The sequence below is a fragment of the Azotobacter chroococcum genome (assembly GCF_004339665.1).
Taxonomy (GTDB): domain Bacteria; phylum Pseudomonadota; class Gammaproteobacteria; order Pseudomonadales; family Pseudomonadaceae; genus Azotobacter; species Azotobacter chroococcum.
This window is the reverse complement of record NZ_SMMU01000007.1, coordinates 82,014-100,575: the sequence shown is the minus strand read 5'-3', so window position 1 is coordinate 100,575 and position 18,562 is coordinate 82,014. Positions and strand designations below refer to the sequence as shown.

At 68.3% G+C, this 18,562-nt stretch carries 15 protein-coding genes and 1 pseudogene; 3 read left to right on the top strand and 13 right to left on the bottom strand.

Annotated features, from left to right (window positions below; all coding sequences use genetic code 11):
- Window positions 1–40: 40 nt before the first annotated feature.
- Window positions 41–1,045 carry a DUF2066 domain-containing protein gene (locus tag EV691_RS08620; protein ID WP_131302263.1) on the bottom strand — a complete coding sequence of 335 codons (1,005 nt, stop codon included), beginning with the start codon at window positions 1,043–1,045 and terminating at the stop codon, window positions 41–43.
- A 230-nt stretch (window positions 1,046–1,275) separates the two neighbouring features.
- On the opposite strand from EV691_RS08620, the gene purM reads away from it, so the two are divergent.
- Genes purM through EV691_RS08605 form a run of 3 tightly spaced genes read left to right on the top strand, consistent with a single transcriptional unit; the run spans window position 1,276 to window position 3,708 of the window.
- Window positions 1,276–2,331, top strand: coding sequence for a phosphoribosylformylglycinamidine cyclo-ligase (gene purM, locus EV691_RS08615; protein ID WP_090733546.1), 1,056 nt, complete (start codon window positions 1,276–1,278; stop codon window positions 2,329–2,331).
- Window positions 2,331–2,978, top strand: coding sequence for a phosphoribosylglycinamide formyltransferase (purN, locus tag EV691_RS08610; RefSeq protein ID WP_131302266.1), 648 nt, complete (start codon window positions 2,331–2,333; stop codon window positions 2,976–2,978). The genes purM and purN overlap by 1 nt, the downstream gene beginning before the upstream one ends.
- Before the next feature lie 13 nt (window positions 2,979–2,991).
- Window positions 2,992–3,708, top strand: a complete 717-nt coding sequence (locus EV691_RS08605; RefSeq protein WP_131302269.1) for a DUF3108 domain-containing protein — start codon at window positions 2,992–2,994, stop codon at window positions 3,706–3,708.
- Window positions 3,709–3,763: 55 nt separating this feature from the next.
- Here EV691_RS08605 and EV691_RS08600 read toward each other — a convergent pair whose 3' ends face one another.
- From EV691_RS08600 to cysM, 12 genes and pseudogenes are all read right to left on the bottom strand, one after another.
- Window positions 3,764–4,303 carry a DUF2058 domain-containing protein gene (locus EV691_RS08600; RefSeq protein WP_131302272.1) on the bottom strand — a complete coding sequence of 180 codons (540 nt, stop codon included), beginning with the start codon at window positions 4,301–4,303 and terminating at the stop codon, window positions 3,764–3,766.
- Window positions 4,304–4,491: 188 nt separating this feature from the next.
- Window positions 4,492–5,325, bottom strand: coding sequence for a nucleoside triphosphate pyrophosphohydrolase (gene mazG / locus EV691_RS08595; RefSeq protein ID WP_131302276.1), 834 nt, complete (start codon window positions 5,323–5,325; stop codon window positions 4,492–4,494).
- Window positions 5,326–5,398: 73 nt separating this feature from the next.
- Window positions 5,399–5,755, bottom strand: a complete 357-nt coding sequence (locus tag EV691_RS08590; protein ID WP_131302279.1) for a DUF3325 domain-containing protein — start codon at window positions 5,753–5,755, stop codon at window positions 5,399–5,401.
- Window positions 5,749–7,323 (bottom strand): PepSY-associated TM helix domain-containing protein, encoded by a 1,575-nt coding sequence (locus EV691_RS08585; protein WP_131302282.1) that lies wholly within the window; start codon window positions 7,321–7,323, stop codon window positions 5,749–5,751. Before EV691_RS08585 ends, EV691_RS08590 begins: the two co-directional genes overlap by 7 nt.
- Window positions 7,323–7,631 (bottom strand): iron transporter, encoded by a 309-nt coding sequence (locus EV691_RS08580; RefSeq protein WP_242672660.1) that lies wholly within the window; start codon window positions 7,629–7,631, stop codon window positions 7,323–7,325. The genes EV691_RS08585 and EV691_RS08580 overlap by 1 nt, the downstream gene beginning before the upstream one ends.
- An 88-nt stretch (window positions 7,632–7,719) precedes the next feature.
- Window positions 7,720–9,222 carry a class I SAM-dependent methyltransferase gene (locus tag EV691_RS08575; protein ID WP_242672661.1) on the bottom strand — a complete coding sequence of 501 codons (1,503 nt, stop codon included), beginning with the start codon at window positions 9,220–9,222 and terminating at the stop codon, window positions 7,720–7,722.
- A 24-nt stretch (window positions 9,223–9,246) separates the two neighbouring features.
- Window positions 9,247–11,505: pseudogene (locus tag EV691_RS08570) on the bottom strand (TonB-dependent siderophore receptor).
- 127 nt (window positions 11,506–11,632) lie between these two features.
- Window positions 11,633–12,964: a sensor histidine kinase gene (locus tag EV691_RS08565; RefSeq protein WP_131302285.1), complete on the bottom strand. Its 1,332-nt coding sequence runs from the start codon at window positions 12,962–12,964 to the stop codon at window positions 11,633–11,635.
- Window positions 12,965–13,666, bottom strand: a complete 702-nt coding sequence (locus tag EV691_RS08560; protein ID WP_131302288.1) for a response regulator transcription factor — start codon at window positions 13,664–13,666, stop codon at window positions 12,965–12,967. It abuts the gene before it with no gap.
- 91 nt (window positions 13,667–13,757) lie between these two features.
- Complete coding sequence (relA, locus tag EV691_RS08555) at window positions 13,758–16,007, bottom strand: GTP diphosphokinase (RefSeq protein ID WP_131302290.1); 2,250 nt, start codon at window positions 16,005–16,007, stop codon at window positions 13,758–13,760.
- A 70-nt stretch (window positions 16,008–16,077) separates the two neighbouring features.
- Complete coding sequence (rlmD, locus tag EV691_RS08550) at window positions 16,078–17,442, bottom strand: 23S rRNA (uracil(1939)-C(5))-methyltransferase RlmD (RefSeq protein ID WP_131302293.1); 1,365 nt, start codon at window positions 17,440–17,442, stop codon at window positions 16,078–16,080.
- A gap of 32 nt (window positions 17,443–17,474) precedes the next feature.
- Window positions 17,475–18,374, bottom strand: coding sequence for a cysteine synthase CysM (gene cysM, locus EV691_RS08545; protein WP_131302296.1), 900 nt, complete (start codon window positions 18,372–18,374; stop codon window positions 17,475–17,477).
- Between the last annotated feature and the right edge of the window lie 188 nt (window positions 18,375–18,562).

Here is an 18,562-nt window from a genome sequence, read left to right as displayed (position 1 = left end):
TCAGGCCACTGGCCCGCCCCTTCAGCGCCTCAACGGCCGCTCACCAGCGGAAGCTCAAGGTCGTTTCGCGCGGCTGCACCATCGGCGCCTGGCCGGACGCCGCCCCCGCAGCCCCCTCCTCGCGCAGGCCGATCAGCGCCAGCTGGGAACGCACCTGGGCGACCGTGGACTCGAGCTGATAGACCAGCCGGTCGCCCTCGACCCGACGCAGGCGGGCGCCGAAGGGCTCGAGGGTGCGTTCCAGTTCGGCGTAGCGGGCCAGGTTGGCGCCGCCGACCCGCAGGGTCAGGCGCTCGGTCGCCTCCTGCTTGCCCATGAAGCGCTCGGCCAGCCTTTCGCTCGCCGCCAGCATCACGGCATCGGCCAGGGCCGTACTGTCCGCCGCTTCGGCGGTACCCTGCGACTGTCCGCCATCGGCGGACAGATGCCACTGGGCCAGCCACTTGTCACCTTCCTGCCGGGCACGCACGCTGAGCATGGCATTGGCTCCGTAACGTCCGGACACCCCCTCCAGCCCCGCGCCGCTGGCCAGATTCTCCGGCGTGGCGACCAGTTGCTCGTCGAGGTCGGCCATCGGCAGACGCAGCGGCAAGCCGCGGTATTGGGCGGCATCGCGCAGCGGCTGCGCGCTGTCCTGGCCATCGCCGACCAGTTGGCTGGCTCCGCCGGCCTCGTTCAGCCACCAGACCAGCAGGCTGGGGCGGTTGGCTCCCCACAGCGGCAGGCCGGCCTGGCGCAGCTGGCTCTGGGTGGAGGCCGGATCGAAATCGACCACCAGCGCCTGCCCTTCGTAGCCATATTTGAGGATCAGTTGCTGCGGGTCCTGGCGCACGGCGGCCAAAGCCGGATTCTGCACTATCTCGGGATCGCCGGTCAGCCGCACCAGCAGGGTGTCGAGGGCCCGCTGCAGGGCCTGGTCGCGCGCCGCCGGCTGCTGGCTGGCGACCGGCTCGCGGACCTGATAGAGGCCGCCAAGCTGCTCGGCGAGAGCAGGCAGACTGAGCAGCGACAGGCAAAGCAGGAGCAGACGGGCGATCGGGTGCATGACGGAAATCTCGACGTGGCGGCACCGAGGCCGCGAATGGGGGTATACCTTAAACAGCCGCCGATTCTCCGGCAACCGCGAGAGCTGCCCGCAGCCCGCATGCCAGGGCGCGCGGGGCTGCCGGCCGGGCCGCTCGGTGGTCGCTGCCGGACAAGCCTGATAGAATCGCCTGTCCTGCAGACCGGTCCTCAGCCCCGGTCGAATCCCGAATTTCCCTGAAGGCCTGATTCATGAGCAAGCAACCCTCCCTGAGCTACAAGGACGCCGGTGTCGACATCGACGCAGGTGAAGCACTGGTCGAACGCATCAAGGGCGTGGCCAGGCGCACCGCGCGCCCTGAGGTGATGGGCGGCCTGGGCGGCTTCGGCGCCCTGTGCGAAATCCCGGCCGGCTACAAGCAGCCGGTGCTGGTTTCCGGAACCGACGGCGTCGGCACCAAGCTGCGCCTGGCGATGAACCTCGGCAAGCACGACAGCATCGGCATCGACCTGGTGGCCATGTGCGTCAACGACCTGGTGGTGTGCGGCGCCGAGCCGCTGTTCTTCCTCGACTACTACGCCACCGGCAAGCTCAACGTCGACGTTGCCGCCCGCGTGGTCACCGGCATCGGCGAAGGCTGCGAGATGGCCGGCTGCGCCCTGGTCGGCGGCGAAACCGCCGAGATGCCCGGCATGTACGAGGGCGAGGACTACGACCTGGCCGGCTTCTGCGTCGGCGTGGTGGAGAAGAGCGAGATCATCGACGGCTCCAAGGTCGCCGCCGGCGATGCGCTGATCGCCCTGCCCTCGTCGGGCCCGCACTCCAACGGCTATTCGCTGATCCGCAAGATCCTCGAGGTGAGCGGCACCGAAGTGGCCAGCGCCAGCCTGGACGGCAAGCCGCTGGCCGACCTGCTGATGGCGCCGACGCGCATCTACGTCAAGCCGCTGCTCAAGCTCATCAAGGAAACCGGCGCGGTCAAGGCCATGGCCCACATCACCGGCGGCGGCCTCACCGAGAACATCCCGCGCGTGCTGCCGCAGGGCACCCAGGCGGTGATCGACGTGGCCAGCTGGACCCGCCCGGCAGTGTTCGACTGGCTGCAGGAGAAAGGCAATGTCGACGAGCGCGAGATGCACCGCGTGCTCAACTGCGGCGTCGGCATGGTCGTCTGCGTCGCCCCGGACAAGGTCGAGCAGGCCCTCGCCGTGCTGCGCGAGGCGGGCGAGCAGCCCTGGCTGATCGGCAGCATCGCCGCCGGCGAAGGCGCCGAGCGCGTCCTGCTGAACAACCTGAAGGCGCACTGATGGCCGGCTCCTGCAATGCGGTGGTGCTGATCTCCGGCTCCGGCAGCAACCTGCAGGCGCTGATCGACAGCCAGGGCGAAGGCAATCCACTGCGGATCCGCGCGGTACTCTCCAACTGCGCCGATGCCTACGGCCTGACCCGGGCGAAGAACGCCGGCATCGCCACACAGGTGCTCGATCACCGGGCCTACGAAGGCCGCGAGGCCTTCGATGCCGCGCTGATGGAGGCGATCGACGTCTTCCGGCCCGACCTGGTGATCCTCGCCGGCTTCATGCGCATTCTCACCCCCGCCTTCGTCCGCCACTACGAAGGCCGCCTGCTGAACATCCACCCCTCCCTGCTGCCCCGCCACAAGGGCCTGCACACCCATCGCCGCGCCCTGGAAGCCCAGGACAGCGAACATGGCTGCAGCGTGCACTTCGTCACCGAGGAACTCGATGGCGGCCCCCTGGTCATCCAGGCGGTGGTTCCGGTGCAGCCGGGCGACAGCGAGGAAACGCTGGCCCTGCGCGTGTATCTGCAGGAACATCGGATCTACCCACAGGCCGTGCGCTGGTTCGCCGAGGGACGCCTGCGGCTGACGCCGCAAGGTGCCGTGCTGGATGGAGAAACACTGCCGGCCACCGGCCATCTCATTCGAACCTAGGATAGGAGACGTTATGCGTGGTGCCCTGTTGTTCGTCCTTGCCTTGCTCGCAGCCCCCACCTATGCCTTCGAGCTGAAACCCTTCTCCGCCAGCTACACCGCCGACTGGAAGCAGATGCCGATCAGCGGCTCCGCCGAACGCTCGCTGAAGAAGCTGGACGGCATGCGCTGGGAATACAAGTTCGAGGCCAGCATGCTGGTCGCCAGCATGAAAGAGAAAAGCACCTTCACCGTCGAGGGCGGCCAGCTCTTGCCGCTCGCCTACCGCTACGCGCGCAGCGGCATGGGCAAGGAGAAGGAAGTCGATCACGACTTCGACTGGAAGACCAAGCAGGTCCAGGGCCACGATCGCGACAAGTCGGTGAGTCTGCCGATCAACCGCGGCGTGCTGGACAAGGCCGTCTACCAGTTGGCGCTGCAGAAGGACGTCGCCGAAGGCAAGCAGAGCATGAGCTACCAGGTGCTCGACGGCGACGAGGTCGAGACCTACGACTTTCGCGTGTTGGGCAGCGAGAACGTGCGTACCCGGGTGGGAGTGGTCGAGGCGGTCAAGGTCGAGCGCGTGCGCGATCCCACCCAGAGCAGCCGCAAGACCGTGTTCTGGCTCGCCAAGGACTGGGACTATCTGATGGTGCGCCTGCACCAGGTGGAAAAGGACGGCAAGGAATACCAGATCATGCTCAAGGAAGGCACGGTCGACGGCCACCCGGTGAAGGGCCGGCTCGACTGATCCCAACACACCGCAGCAAAGCCGGCTTCGCGCCGGCTTTGTCGTTTCTACGGCCTCACCACATCAGATCGTCGGGAATCTTGTAGGCGGCGTACGGATCGTCCTCGTCGGGCGCTTCGGTCGGGGTGTTGAGCAGCACCACCCGGCGCGGATCGCGCTCCTGGATCTTCAGCGCCGCCTCGCGCGGCAACACTTCGTAGCTGCCGCCGTGGCGAACGATGCCCAGCGAGCCGCGACTGAGCTTGTCGCGCATCATGGCATTCACCGGCAGGCGCTTGACCTTCTTGTCGTCGACGAAGTTGTAGTAGTCGTCGGTGTTCAGCTTGGGCAGGCGGGAAACCTCGATCAGCTGCTTGACCTGCGCGGCCCGCGCCTTCTGCTCGGCCTTCTCCTGCTGCTGGCGGTTCAGTTCCTGATCGCGGGCGAGCTTCTCGGCCTGGGCCTGGAGCGCCGCCTGGCGCTGAGAGTCATCCTTCTCGACCTGGCCCTTGCGCTCCAGGCGCTCCTGCTTCTGTTTCTGCTTGCCGGCCTGCTTGGCCTGCTTCTCGTTGACCAGTCCGGCTTTCAGCAGCTGGTCGCGCAATGACATGCTCATCGTAAGAGATCTTCCAACAGCCCGGCGATGCGGGCGTTCGTTTTCAGGGGCGAACTTCGGCGATCCGGGCAGACCGGGGAAAGGCTGAACTGGCACCTTCCGCAACCTGCCGGCAGGGTCAATCCTCCGGCCTGAAGGACTGGAGTGCAAGTCCGGGATGGCCGGCGGCAGCCAAGCCCCCGCCCGGCTCAGGCGCAGCCCGGTTCGTCGCGTTCGGCACGCTTGGCCGCTGCCCACAGGGCCTCCAGTTCGTCCAGGCTGCAGCCCTCGGGGCTGAGCCCGTCGGCACGCAGAGCCTGCTCGATGAAGCGGAAACGCCACTCGAACCGGCCATTGGCACCGCGCAGGGCGGCCTCCGGGTCGACGCCGAGATGCCGCGCCAGGTTGGTCGCGGCGAACAGCACATCGCCGAGCTCGTCGGCGATGTGCTGCGGATCGTCCTCGCTCATCGCTTCCAGCAGCTCGTCCAGCTCCTCGCGCAGCTTGTCCACCACCACCAGCGCTTCCGGCCAGTCGAAGCCGACCCCGGCGGCGCGCTTCTGCAGCTTGACCGAGCGGGACAGCGCCGGCAGGGCCTGCGGCACGTCGTCGAGCAGCGACAGCTGCTCGGGCGCGGCGGCCTTCTCCGCCCGCTCGGCGGCCTTGATCTCTTCCCAGCGCTGGCGGATGGCCGCTTCGGCCAGCTTCGGCAGATCCGGCGCGCCGTACAGGTCGCCATCGGGAAACACGTGGGGATGGCGGCGGATCAGCTTGCGGGTGATGCCGTCGACCACCGCAGCGAAGTCGAAACGCCCCTCCTCCCGCGCCAGCTGGCTGTAGTAGACCACCTGGAACAGCAGGTCGCCGAGCTCGCCCGGCAGGTGCTCGAAGTCGCCGCGCTCGATGGCGTCGGCGACTTCATAGGCCTCCTCAATGGTATGCGGGACGATGCTCGCGTAGGACTGCTGCAGGTCCCACGGACAGCCGTGCCGCGGATCACGCAGGCGGGCCATGAGGTGCAGCAGGTCGTCGAGTCGATACATGGGGTCTTCCTGTTCGGTCCGGGTGCGGAAGCCGCGAGCATAGCGCGATCCGGCCGCAACTGCCGCCGGCCGCTCAGAACGGCTCGCCACGCCAGAGACCGGCCCCCAGAAGCAGGACCCAGAGCACTCCGCCAGCGGCCGGCAGCCAGAGCGCCAGGCGCGGCGCCAAGGGCAGCAGCAGCACCAGGGCGAAGCCCGTCAGGGACACCAGGCCGAACCAGCCGACCGGCCCCATCGCCGCGCCCCAGGCCTGGATACAGGCCGGGAAGGCCAGCGCCAGCGCCAGCCAGCCGGCGGCACGCAGGGTCCGCCGCAGCCAGGCCGGCGGCACCTGCTGCCAGATCTGGCGATAGTGGCGCTCGAGCCCCAGACAGAGGCCGAGCATGCCCGTGTAGGCGAGCAGCAAGCCCGCAGTGAATCCAGTCAGCATCGCATGGCTCCCTCCAGTGAACGAGACACTCCATCGGCGGCACTCGCTTTACCGACCCGCCAGGCCACCCAGCCCAGCACGGCGCCGCACAGGAAGACGCACAGCTCCAGGAGCAGACGGGTCTTATCGAGGGACGGCGCGCTGAAGCCCTCGAGCAGCGGCAGGCCCATGCACAGCAGGGCCGCCGCCCACAGCTGCTCGCGCCAGGCCGCCATCGGCGGACGCCGCCAGGCATGGACGAACGCCAGGGCCCAGACGGCGAAGAACAGGCGCGCCTCCCAGCCGGCGCGGCCAGCCAGATCCGCCGGCAGCAGTCGAGCGGCCCAGAGCAGCGCGACGCAGCCCAGCATGAGGCCGGCCAGCGTGCCGACGTTCAGGGTCTCGACCAGGCGCAGGAAGCCCTGTCCGGCATTCGCCTCGGCCACCTTGAGACGCTGGCGGATGACGAACAGCACCAGGCCGGTGGCGATCATCGCGCAGCTGACCGCGCTGCAGAGGAAATACAGCCAGCGCATCGGATAGCCGCCGAACTGCGCAAAATGCAGCCCGGCCATGACCCGCTGGGTCAGCGCACTGGGACGCTTCTCCGCCGGCGCCTGCAGGAGCTTGCCGGAAACCCCGTCGAAGACCGCCGCCTCGCCCTTGGTCAGGGCAATGCGGCTGCCCAGCAGGGGACTCGCCTCGACCCGGGCATTCGCCCGTCCCGGATGCCTGACCCGCAGGGACGCCACCATGCCCGACCCGAACAGCGCCTCCGCCGGGACGATGAACGACTCCAGCGGCAGCAGCTCGGCAGGGGGCGCCTCGCGGGCCGACGCCCCGTCCCGCGACCGCTGGTCGCCTCTGTCCATGCCGCCGGCAACGGCCTGGGCGCCGGGCGACGCCTCGCGCAGCATGGCCATGCGGTCGCCGCCGTAGAGGGCATCCAGCGCCGCCGGCATGTAGATCAGGAAGAAGATCACCAGCCCGGTGTAGGTGATCATCAGATGGAACGGCAGCAGCAGGACCGCACTGGCATTGTGTCCGTCCAGCCAGGCGCGCCGGCTGCCCACCGGACGGAAGGCGAAGAAATCGCGGAACAGGTGGCGGTGGATGACGATGCCGCTGACCAGCGCCACCAGCATGGCCATCGCCGCCAGGCCGACCAGCCAGATGCCCAGGGTGCGCGGCAGGTGGAGGCTGTAGTGGAAGCGGAAGAAGAAGTTGCCGCCCACGCTGTCGCGCACCGGCACCCGGGCCCCCGACTCCGGATCGAGCACCAGGCGCTCGGCACGACGATCCTCGCCGGTCGACACCTTGAGCACCGGCGAGCGCTCGGTCGGCAGGCCGATGCTCCAGACCGCAGCCTCGCCGTGCTCGCGCGCCAGCCAGTCCTGGGCGAAACGCGCCGCCGTCGGCTGGTCGACGCCCGTATCGCGCAGCTCCGGCTGCATCCACCAACTGATCTCCTTGTCGAACACCGTCAGGGTGCCGGTCAGGAAAATGGCGAACAGCAGCCAGCCGAGCAGCAGCCCAGCCCAGCCATGCAGCCAGCTCATGGACTGCCGGAAGGTTCTGTTCCCGGACATCAGGAAGCACCTCCGAACCAGACCGGCCAGAAGCCCACGGCGGCCAGGGGCAGCGACAGCGCGATGCCCAGCCAGACGCGCCGCACGGAGGCAGCCGCGAACGCCCAGAGCACGAAGCCCGTATAGAGCGCGAAGGACAGCAGCGTGGCGAGCATGGCCGCATCGAAGCGCGCCAGCGGCAGGAGGCGCGCCAGCGCCGCCGTGGCGGCATAGGTCAGGACGTATCCCCCGAAGACGGCTGCCGTGACCCTCAAGGCCACGTCCAGCCATGCCCGCCGTGCGGGCGGCAGCGATAATCGACGGCTCAAGTTTTTCTCCTTACAGATTGCCTGCCGGCTCCCGGCATATGAATGGCCGGCTGGTGAAGGCCCGACGGCCCGCGGGCATCGCCCATGCTCATGCGTCCAGCATCCCCATCTGCCGCCAGTGCGGCAGCACGACGGCCTCGAAGTCCCGGAGGCGCCGCTCCAGGTCGGCCTCCCCGGCGCCTCCCGCATCCACCAGCAGGGTCCGGACCGTCTCGTACAGGAGGCGGCCGGAAATGCCCGGATAGTCCAGCAGGACCCGCAGGGCCACCCTCTGCAGACGGTCGGCTGCCACTGCGGAACCCAGGCTTGGAGCGGCCAGATGGCCGTAATCGATGCCCTGCAAGGCGCCCTCGCAGAGCACCCGGTTCAGGCTCCGGCAACGCTCGACCGCGACCTGGCCCGGCAGCAGCGGATGGAGGTGCCCCGCCCAGGCGAGCATCTGCAGGGCCGGGCTGATCAGGCCGGTCTGCCCCTGCAGGGCCGGCAGGCGGGCCAGCTCGGCGAAGGAGTACGGGCCTGTCGCCAGGGCCTCGAGCAGGGGACCGAACAGGCCGGCCTGCCCCTGCACCGGACCGATGCGGGTGTTGAAGTCGATGCCGCCGCCCTGCGGCGCTCCCGGCAGGGCCGTCAGCACCTGGTCGAGCAGCGCCTGGCGATGGGCCTGCCCGTCCAGCCGGCGCACGCCGCGCTGGTAGAGGTCGCGGCGTTCGGACTGGTTGCGCGCCAGGTCCTTGAAGGTCTCCCGCTCGGCCGGGGTGCGCAGTTCCTGCAGCAGGGGCAGCAGGTTGCCCGGCAGGGACAGCGCGTCGATGTTCTCCAGCGGCGTGGCGCTGCCCAGGTACTCGCAGCCGCAGGCGGACAGCGTCTCGATGACATCGGCCACGTGCAGCGACTCCCAGTGCGCGTTGAGCAGCTCGTGGGCCAGTTGGCGCGGATCTTCCCGCAGTCCCGCTGCCAGATAGCTTGCCGCGACCGGCTGCTCGCGGAAGAAGCCGGCGCCGCCCTGCTCCATGCGCGCGAGCAGACCCAGGCCGGCCTGCAGCCGGGCCAGCGAGTCGCCCTGCACGGAGTCGCCATGGCAGCGCAGAAAGCGCTGCAGCGCGGGCAGGAAGGCCATGCCCGGCTGGCACATGTAGCCGAGGTAGAGAATGCCGCCCGGCTTGAGCCAGTGGCGCACGCAGCGACGCAGCGCCTCGCGGTCGGATACGGAGATCCACGAATAGACGCCGCCGAGGACGATGAAGTCGTACTGCGCCCCCTGCGCCTCGGCCGTCCGCGCCAGGGAGGCGAAGTCGGCCTCGACGAATTCGAGGTTGTCCAGTCCGGCGGCCTGCACCAAGGCACGGCCGTGGGCGATATGGCGCGGATTGAAGTCGACGCCGACGAAACGCCCCTGGGGGTTGGCCGCGGCGTTGAGCGCCGCGCCCAGTCCCTGGCCGCAGCCGAGCTCGCACCAGGAATAGGGCCGGGTGATGTCCGGCGCCGCGACGCCCAGCGCCGTCGCGACGAAGGACAGCCAGAGCGGCATCGACTCGCGCTGGAAATGGTGGGGATAGGGCACGTCCAGTATGTAACCGGTGTCTTGCCGCATGGCTGCTCGGCTCCTGGCAGGCGGTCAGAAGGAGAACTTGGCCGAGGCGTAGTAGGCCCGGCCCGGCTCGTTGTAGCTGGCCGCCCCGGCGCCGTTGGAGGAGTTGGTGCCCTCGCGCTTGAGTTCCTTGTCGAACAGGTTGTTGATGCCCGCGCCGAAGCTCCAGTTCTTGTCCAGCTCGTAGTTGCCGTTGATCGCCCACAGGGTGTAGCCGCCCCGCTGCTTGAGGGCATCGCCGCTTTCCGCGGCGCCCGTGCCGCTCAGTTGGCGCGGGTCCTGGTAGCCGTAGAGGGTCATGCTCAGGCTCAGGTTGAGCGCCGCGCTGGCCTGCCAGTCGAGCATGGAGTTGACGGTGAACTTGGGAATGACCGACAGCGGCTCGCCGGTCTTCTTGTTCTTGTTCTCGATCATGTAGGTGAAGTTGGTGTTCCAGCTCAGGATGTCACCCTCGAAGCCCATCAGCGGGACGTTCAGGGTGCCTTCCCAGCCGGCCACCACCGCCTTGGGCGCGTTCTCCCACATGAGGATCTGCCCGGTGCCGGCGGTCCCCTCGGTGAGGCCGGTGGGGTTCAGGCCGGCCTCGATCTTGTCTTCGTATTCGTTGCGGAAATAGGTCACCCCGGCGTTCCAGCCGGCCTGTTCGTAGGCGACGCCCAGTTCGAAGTTCCAGCTCTTTTCCGCATCCAGGCTGTCGTTGCCCTGCACGTAGCAGCCGCCGCCCAGGTTCGGCGAGTCGGCCGGACAGCCGTTGCCCATGGTGTAGTAGATATAGTTGGTGTTGGACTGGTACAGGTTGGGCGCCTTGAAGGCCCGCGCCAGACCGCCCTTGACGGTGACGGCATCGGTCAGCTGGTAGGAGGTGTTCAGGCTCGGGCTCCAGTTGCTGCCGAACTGGGTGTGGTTGTCGAAGCGCAGGCCGGGCGTCAGGGTTCAGCGCTCGGTGAGATGGATATTGCTTTCGGTGAAGAAGGCGATGTTCTCGTTGGTCGCCTCGCTGTCGCGGGGGCCGGCACCGGTGCCGGGCAGCGCGCCGCCGTTGGTGGTGCTCTGGGTCACCGAGTAGGGATCGTCCAGCACCTCCTTGGTGTATTCGAAACCCAGTGTCGCCACCTGGCTGAAGCCGAAGGTGAAGGGAATGCTCACCTCGCCGCTCAGCGCATAGTTGTCGTATTCGGAGGTGGACATGTCGCCGACGTTGATGCTGCCTTCGCTGCCGCCGGCCAGGCCCTCGTTGAGGCGCCGGTTGCGGGTGTTCTCGTAGGAGAAGACCAGCTGCGAGCTGCCCCAGTCCCAGTTGCCGCGATGGGTGATGGAGCCGGCGCGCCGATACATGATGTTGGTTTCCCGGCCGATCAGCTCGTTCAGCAGTTCCGAGCCCGTCGAGCTGACGGCCCGGTCGCCGGCGTAGATGTTTCCCTGGCGGCTGTAGCTGCCCTCGACCTCGATGGTCTGCTGCGAATTCAGGTCCCAGCGCAGCAGGCCGTTGAGATCGCGGTTGCGCACCCCTTCCTTGCCGGCCGGCGGGGTGATGGTGGTCTCGGTCGCGTAGGCGCTGTTCAGGCCCGGATCGTCGGCGTCGGTCTTGTTGAGGTTGCCGCTCAGGCGGTAGGAAAGCCCCTCGACCATGGGGCCGCTCAGGCTGAAGCTGTAGCGCCGGGTCTGCCCCTCGTACTCGCTTTCCGGGCTGTTGGCGTACCAGGAAAGCGAACCGTGCACCTTCTCGGTCGGTGCCTTGGTGATGATGTTGACCACCCCGCCGGCCGCCCCCGAGCCGTAGCGCGCCGCCGCCGGACCGCGCAGCACCTCGATGCGCTCGACCAGCTCCGCCGGCACCCAGTTGGTATCGCCGCGGGTGTTGCGCTCGCCGCTGCGGCCCATGCGCACCGAGTTGCGCGAGCGTACGGGCTTGCCGTCGATCAGGATCAGGGTGTTCTCCGGGCCCATGCCGCGGATGTCGATCTGCCGGTTGTTGCCGTACTGGCCGCTGGCGCTGTTGCCGGTGAGGTTGACGCCGGGCATCTTGCGGATGATGTCGGACAGGTCGTTGACCGGCGGGCGCTTCTTGATGTCGTCGGCGGTGATGATGGAAACGCCGGAGGCCTGTTTCAGCTCCCGCTCGGCGGTGACCAGCACGTCGTCCAGGGCGAGGACGCTGCCTTCGCCTTCCTGATAGGCGCCGCCGTCCCGGGCGCCCTCCTCGGCAGCCTCCTCCGCTTCCAGGGAGGGTGAAGAAACCGCCAGCAATGCCAGGGGCAGATGTGCGAGCCTGAAACGCGAGTACATGCCTTACCTCACTTCTATGCATGGGCGAGCCGGCCATCTGCCCGACCGGACCTATCGATCCGAAGACGGCGGCGCATGACAAATTCGAGGTAAATGCTATTTATTCTTATTTGATAGTAAAGATCATTTACGAAACATACATTTTCAGGCACAGCATCATCCGCAATCCCGGATGGCCGTTCTCCGCCCATAGCCGACCACCCTGCTGACGAATCAGCCGGCGGGCGATCGCCAGTCCCAGGCCGAAGCCGTCGCCGCCCGGCCGTGCGGCATTCAGCCGGGTAAAGGGCTGGAAGATGCGCTCCAGCTCGCTCTCCGCCACCCCGGGCCCCTGATCCTCGACCCACAGCAGCCAGCAGTCGCCCTCGCGACGACCGTCCAGGCAGACGCAACCGCCTTCCGGCGAATGACGGATGGCGTTGCGCAGGATGTTCTCCAGCGCGCGCGCCAGCGCGTTCAGATTGCCCAGGACCCGGCAGTCCGCCGGCAACCGGCAGGGAAGGCGCTCGGGACCCCAGCCGCTCTCGAAACAGGCATCCTCGCCCAGAATCTCCCACAGCGCGCCGACCTCCACCGGCTCCAGCGGCGGCTGCGGCCGCTCGGTGTCCATCCAGGCCAGTTCCAGGGTGCTGTCGACCAGGGTGCGCATGACACCGACTTCACGGCGGACCCTCTCCTCCAGTTCGGCGCCGCTCAGCCCAGCCTCGCTGGCCACCTGCAGGCGGCTCAGGGGCGTGCGCAGCTCGTGGGACAGATCGCGCAGCAGCTGGCGCTGCAGGCCCAGCGACTCCTCCAGGCGCCCGGCCATGTGATCGAAGGCGCGTCCCAGCTCGCCCAGTTCGTCGTCCCGCTGGGCGACCCGCGGGTCCACGCGCGCGCCCAGGTTGTCCGCGTGCAGGGCGTTGGCCTGCTCGCGCAGGCGCGCCAGCGGGGCGATCAGCACCCGGTAGAGTCCGATGCAGAACAGCAGCGCCAGGCCAGCAGGAACCAGATAGTGGGTCAGCGCCCTGAAAAGCGCCCGGTAGCGCCAGGGCCGGTAGCGCTCGGGCAACTGGATGACGAAATAGCCACGCTCCTCGGAAAGAGGAATCGCGATCAGGGGCCGCTCCCGGGCGCGCCGGCTCATCGGCCAGTCGAGCCGGCGCATGGCGGTCAATCGCCCCACATCGATCAGCAGCCTGCTCCCCAGCGGCTGCAGGCTGATGTCCACCAGCTCAACCAGTCCCGTCTCCCGTCGCTGCATGTCGTCGAGAAAGCGGTCTACCGCCTGCGGCCCCTGCAAAGCAGCATGCTCGGCCTCTTCGGCATAGGCCTGCAGCGTCTGGCGCGCCTCGCCGGAAAGGTAGGCGGTCTGCAGGTCGATCCAGTTTCCCCAGGAAACACTCAGGGAAATCACCAGCAGGCAGAACGTGACCAGCAGCGCAGCCAGCCGCCAGAACAGCGAATGACGGCCCGGCACTCAGGCCACCTGCAGTTTCAGCAGATAACCCCGGCCCCATAGGGCCTCCAGGCGGACGCTGTGCAGGTCGATGGCGGCCAGCTTGCGCCGGATGTTGCTGACATGCATGTCCAGGCTGCGGTCATGCCGGGAATAGCCGCGGCGCAGCACCTGCTGGTAGAGGAACGGCTTGCTCAGCACCTCCTCCGGATGGCGCCAGAAGGTCTCCAGCAGACGGTACTCGGTCGGGGTCAAGCCGGCCCAGGCATCGTCATGGCGGACGTCGCAACGCCCTTCATCGAAGTGCAGCGGAAAAACGCTCGAGGGCGCGGGCTGTCCGCGCTCGTAGGCGATGCGCCGCAGGATGGCCTCGATGCGCACCTGCAGCTCGCCCATCCCGAACGGCTTGGGCAGGTAGTCGTCCGCTCCGCGGCTGAAGCCGGTGATGCGATCCTGCTCGTCGCCCAGCGCGGAGATCAGGATGACCGGCACGTGCCGGCTCTGGCGCAGGCGGGCCAGCACTTCGAGGCCGTCGAGGCCGGGCAGCAGGATGTCCAGCAGGATCAGGTCGAACTCGCGCTCGCTGGCCAGCACCAGGCCGTCGAGGCCGTCGCCGCACAGCGTCACGGCAAAGCCCTGGCGCGCCAGATGATCGTTCAGGTGGACGCCCAGCAGGGGATCATCCTCGATGGCCAGGATGTGGCGATTGGGAAAGGCAGTCATCCAGCGGCTCCGCAAAATGAGAACAATTCTATTTCATTTTCTGCAGAGCACGTCTACCCGAAGGCCGGCAAGTGCTGCCGGCCCCCGGGAATCAGGAAGTGGCGCGGTGGCGGCGCGCCTCGATCACGTTGGGCAACTGGGCGATGCGCGCCAGCAGCCGGCCGAGGGCGCCCAACCCGGGGATCTCGATGGTCAGGACCATCTGCGCCGTGCTGTCTTCCTTGTTCGACAGGGTGTTGGCGGCCAGCACGTTGATGCGCTCGTTGAGCAGCACCTGGGACACGTCGCGCAACAGGCCGGAGCGGTCGTAGGCGCGGATGAAGATGTCCACCGGATAGGTCTGCACCGGCACCGGCCCCCAGCTGACCTGGATGATCCGCTCCGGCTCGCGGCTGGCCAGTTGCAGGGCGTTGGCGCAGTCCTGGCGGTGGATGGTGACGCCACGCCCGAGGGTGATGTAGCCGACGATGGGATCGCCCGGCAGCGGCTGGCAGCAGCCGGCCATCTGCGTCAGCAGGTTGCCCACTCCCTGGATCTGGATGTCGTCGCGCTTGCCCGGCTTGTGCAGCAAGCCGGACTTGCGCGGAATCAGCTCGAGCTGCTCGGTGCTGCGCTCCGGCTCGACCAGCTGCTGGGCCAGCCCCACCACATGGGCCAGACGCAGGTCGCCGGCGCCGAGGGCGGCGAACAGGTCCTCGGCGGTCTTCAGGTTGCACTTTTCCGCCAGCCGGTCGTAGTCCACCGGCGACAGGTCGAGACGGGCCAGCTCGCGCTCGAGCAGCGTCTTGCCGGCGGCGACGTTCTGGTCGCGCGCCTGCAGCTTGAACCAGTGGACGATCTTCGCCCGGGCCCGCGAGGTGGTCACGTAGCCGAGATTGGAGTTCAGCCAGTCGCGGCTCGGCGAGCCGTTCTTGCCGGTGATGATCTCCACCTGCTCGCCGGTCTGCAGGCTGTAGTTGAGCGGCACGATGCGCCCGTCGATCTTGGCGCCACGGCAGTTGTGGCCGATCTCGGTATGCACGCGGTAGGCGAAGTCCAGCGGGGTGGCGCCCTTGGGCAGGTCGATGGCATGGCCGTCGGGAGTGAACACGTAGACCCGGTCGGGCTCGATGTCGACCTGCAGCTGCTCGGCCAGGCCGCCGATGTCGCCCAGCTCCTCGTGCCATTCGAGCACCTGGCGCAGCCAGGCGATCTTCTCCTCGTAGTGGCTGGAGGTGGACTTGACGTCGGTGCCCTTGTAGCGCCAGTGGGCGCAGACGCCCAGCTCGGCCTCCTCGTGCATGGCGTGGGTGCGGATCTGCACTTCGAGGGTCTTGCCGTCCGGACCGATCACCGCGGTGTGCAGCGAGCGGTAGCCGTTTTCCTTGGGGTTGGCGATGTAGTCGTCGAACTCGCGGGGAATGTGCCGCCACAGCGAATGGACGATGCCGAGGGCGGTATAGCAGTCGCGCACCTCGGGGACCAGCACGCGCACCGCGCGCACGTCGTAGATCTGGCTGAACTGCAGGCCCTTCTTCTGCATCTTGCGCCAGATCGAATAGATGTGCTTTGCCCGGCCGTTGATGTCGGCCTTGATGCCGGCGCCGGCCAGCGCGTCCTTGAGCTCCTGGACGACCTTGGCGATGAACTGCTCGCGGTCCAGCCGGCGCTCGTGGAGCAGCTTGGCGATCTGCTTGTACTGTTCGGGCTCCAGGTAGCGGAAGGACAGGTCCTCCAGCTCCCACTTGATGTGGCCGATGCCGAGCCGGTGGGCCAGCGGCGCATAGATGGCGGACACCTCGCGGGCGACGCGCTGGCGGCGTTCCTCGCTGGCGTGCTTGACCGCGCGGATCGCGCAGGTGCGCTCGGCCAGCTTGATCAGGGCGACGCGCACGTCGTCGACCATCGCCACCAGCATCTTGCGCAGGTTTTCCACCTGGGTCTGGGCATCCAGCACCAGGGATTCGCGGGGATTGAGACTGTCGCTGATCGCCGCCATACGCAGCACGCCCTCGATCAGCTTGGCGACCAGCTGGCCGAAGCGCCGCTGCACCTCGTCCAGGACGATCTGCTTCTGGCGCACGCCGCGATAGAGCACGGCGGCGACCAGGGAGTCCTGGTCCAGCTTGAGGTCGGCGAGGATTTCCGCGATCTCCAGCCCGACCAGGAAGCTGGACGTGTCCGCGGCAGGAGCGCCCGGCTCCGGCCGCGCCTGCCGTTCGGCCTCGCGGGCGTATTCGCAGGCCTTCTTCAGCGCCTCGCGCTCCAGGGCCGGGTCCATCTTCAGGACATGATCCAGCCAGGCCTCCAGATTGATGCTGCCGTCGGTGTTGACCGGCTGCTGCGCTCTCACCTGTACCATGTATCTACCTTTCCCCCAGCATGTCTTCCATGCCGCATCAACATCAGCCGGCAAGCCCCGGCGCTCGACCTCAGCGCGCGGCAGGCCCCCTCTCGAACAACGCCATGGCCTCGACATGCGCAGTCTGCGGAAACATGTCGAGAATGCCGGCACGCCGCAGCCGGTAGCCCTGCCTGGCCAGCTCCGCGGCATCCCGCGCCAGGGTCGCCGGATTGCAGGAAACATATAGCACTCGCTCGGCACCCAGGGCGCCCATCTGGCGCACGACCTCCAGCGCGCCGTCGCGCGGCGGATCGAGGAGGACCACCGGGAAGCCGGCGGCCATCCAGGGTGCCTCGGCCAGCGGGTTCGACAGATCCGCCAGGCAGAAGTGCAGGTTGTCCAGGCCGTTGCCGGCCGCGTTTTCCCTGCCCCGCTCGACCATCGCCGCCACGCCCTCCACCGCCACCACCTCGCGCGAGCGCTGCGCCAGCGGCAGGGCGAAGTTGCCGAGGCCGCTGAACAGGTCCAGCACCCGCTCCCCCGGCTGCGGCGCCAGCCAGTCCAGGGCCTGGGCGACCATAGCCTCGTTCACCACGGCGTTGACCTGCACGAAGTCGCCGGGCCGGTAGTGCAACTCGAGTCCCCAAGGCTCCAGACGGTAGCCCAGCGGAGCTTCCGGCGCGTCCGCCTGCGGCTCGCCCTTGCCCTGCAGCCAGAGCTGGGCGGCCTGTTCGCGACAGAAGGCGCGCAGGCGCTGCAGGTCGTCGCCCGCAAGGGGCGCAGTATGACGCACCAGAATGGCGCTTGTATTGCCATGGAACAACTCGACATGGCCCAGCGCCTGGGGCCGCGCCAGGCCGTGCAGGAGCGCGGGCAGGGCGCGCAGGATGGACTGCAACGGACGTACCAACACCGGGCAGTCGTCGATGGCGACAATCGCCTGGCTGGCCGCGGCGCGAAAGCCCACCTCCAGCCGGCCGGCGGCGGCGTCCCAGCGCACCGCGATGCGCGCCCGGCGGCGGTAGCCGAACTCCGGGCCGACCAGGGGCGGCGCCCATTCCTGCGGCGCCAGATCGGCGAAGCGCGCCAGCTGCTCGGCGAGGGTGCGCTGCTTCAGCGCCAGCTGCTCGGCATGCGGCAGCGCCTGCAGGGTACAGCCGCCGCAACGCCCGGCATGCGCGCAGGGCTCGGCGCGGCGCAGCGGACTGGCGGCCAGGAGGCGCTCGGCGCGGGCATCGACGATGCGGTTGCGCGCGCCGAGCACGCGGGCCTCGACCTGCTCGCCGGCCAGGGCGCCGGAGACGAACCAGGTGCGCCCGTCGACGAAGGCGATGCCACGGCCGTCGTGGGCCAGGCGCTCGATGGTCAGGACCTGCTTCCTGCCCACCTGCAGGGGCGCCGAACGGGCGCCGCCGCTGGGCTGGAAGCGCAGGCCGGTGGTGCGTCTAGCCACGGCAGAGGACCTCGCGTTGCGTGGGAGTCGGCTTACGGCTGGTCATAGACACCCGTGGACAGGTAGCGGTCGCCGCGGTCGCAGATGATCGCCACCATCACTGCATTCTCCACCTCGCGCGACAGACGCAGCATGGCCGCCACCGCCCCGCCCGAGGACACGCCGCAGAAGATGCCCTCCTCGCGCGCCAGGCGGCGCATGCAGTCCTCGGCCTCGCTCTGCGCCATGTCGATCACCCGGTCGACGCGGGTCGCATCGAAGATCTTCGGCAGGTATTCCTGCGACCAGCGGCGGATGCCGGGAATCGCCGAGCCTTCCTGGGGCTGCAGGCCGACGATCTGCACCGCCGGGTTCTGCTCCTTGAGGTAACGCGAGGTGCCCATGATGGTGCCGGTGGTGCCCATCGAACTGATGAAGTGAGTGATGGTGCCCTGGGTCTGGCGCCAGATTTCCGGGCCGGTGCCTTCGTAGTGGGCCTGCGGGTTGTCCTGGTTGCCGAACTGGTCGAGCACCTTGCCGCGCCCTTCGCCCTGCATCTTCAGCGCCAGGTCGCGGGCGCCCTCCATGCCCTCGGCCTTGCTCACCAGCACCAGCTCGGCGCCATAGGCGCTCATCGCCGCCTTGCGCTCGGCGCTCATGTTGTCCGGCATGATCAGGAGCATCCGGTAGCCCTTGATCGCCGCCGCCATGGCCAGGGCGATGCCGGTGTTGCCAGAGGTGGCCTCGATCAGCGTGTCGCCGGGGCGGATGTCGCCGCGCAGCTCGGCACGGATGATCATCGACAGCGCCGGGCGATCCTTCACCGAGCCGGCCGGGTTGTTGCCTTCCAGCTTGACCAGCAGGGTGTTCGAGGTTTCGCCCGGCAGGCGCTGCAGGCGCACCAGCGGGGTATTGCCGATGCACTCGGCGATGGTGGGGAAATGCACTGTCATGGAAACGCTCGGTGTCCTGAATCAGAAAAGGGCTGCTCGGTCCGGACGGCATCCTTGCCGCCATGCTGCGTGGGCGCCGCGACGCCCGGCCTGCCACAGGCCGCTCGTCCATCGGGGAGCGGACGCGCCACCTCGAGAGACGAACCGTCCAGGCCACAGGGGGCATCTATGATAGCCGGCAAAGCGCT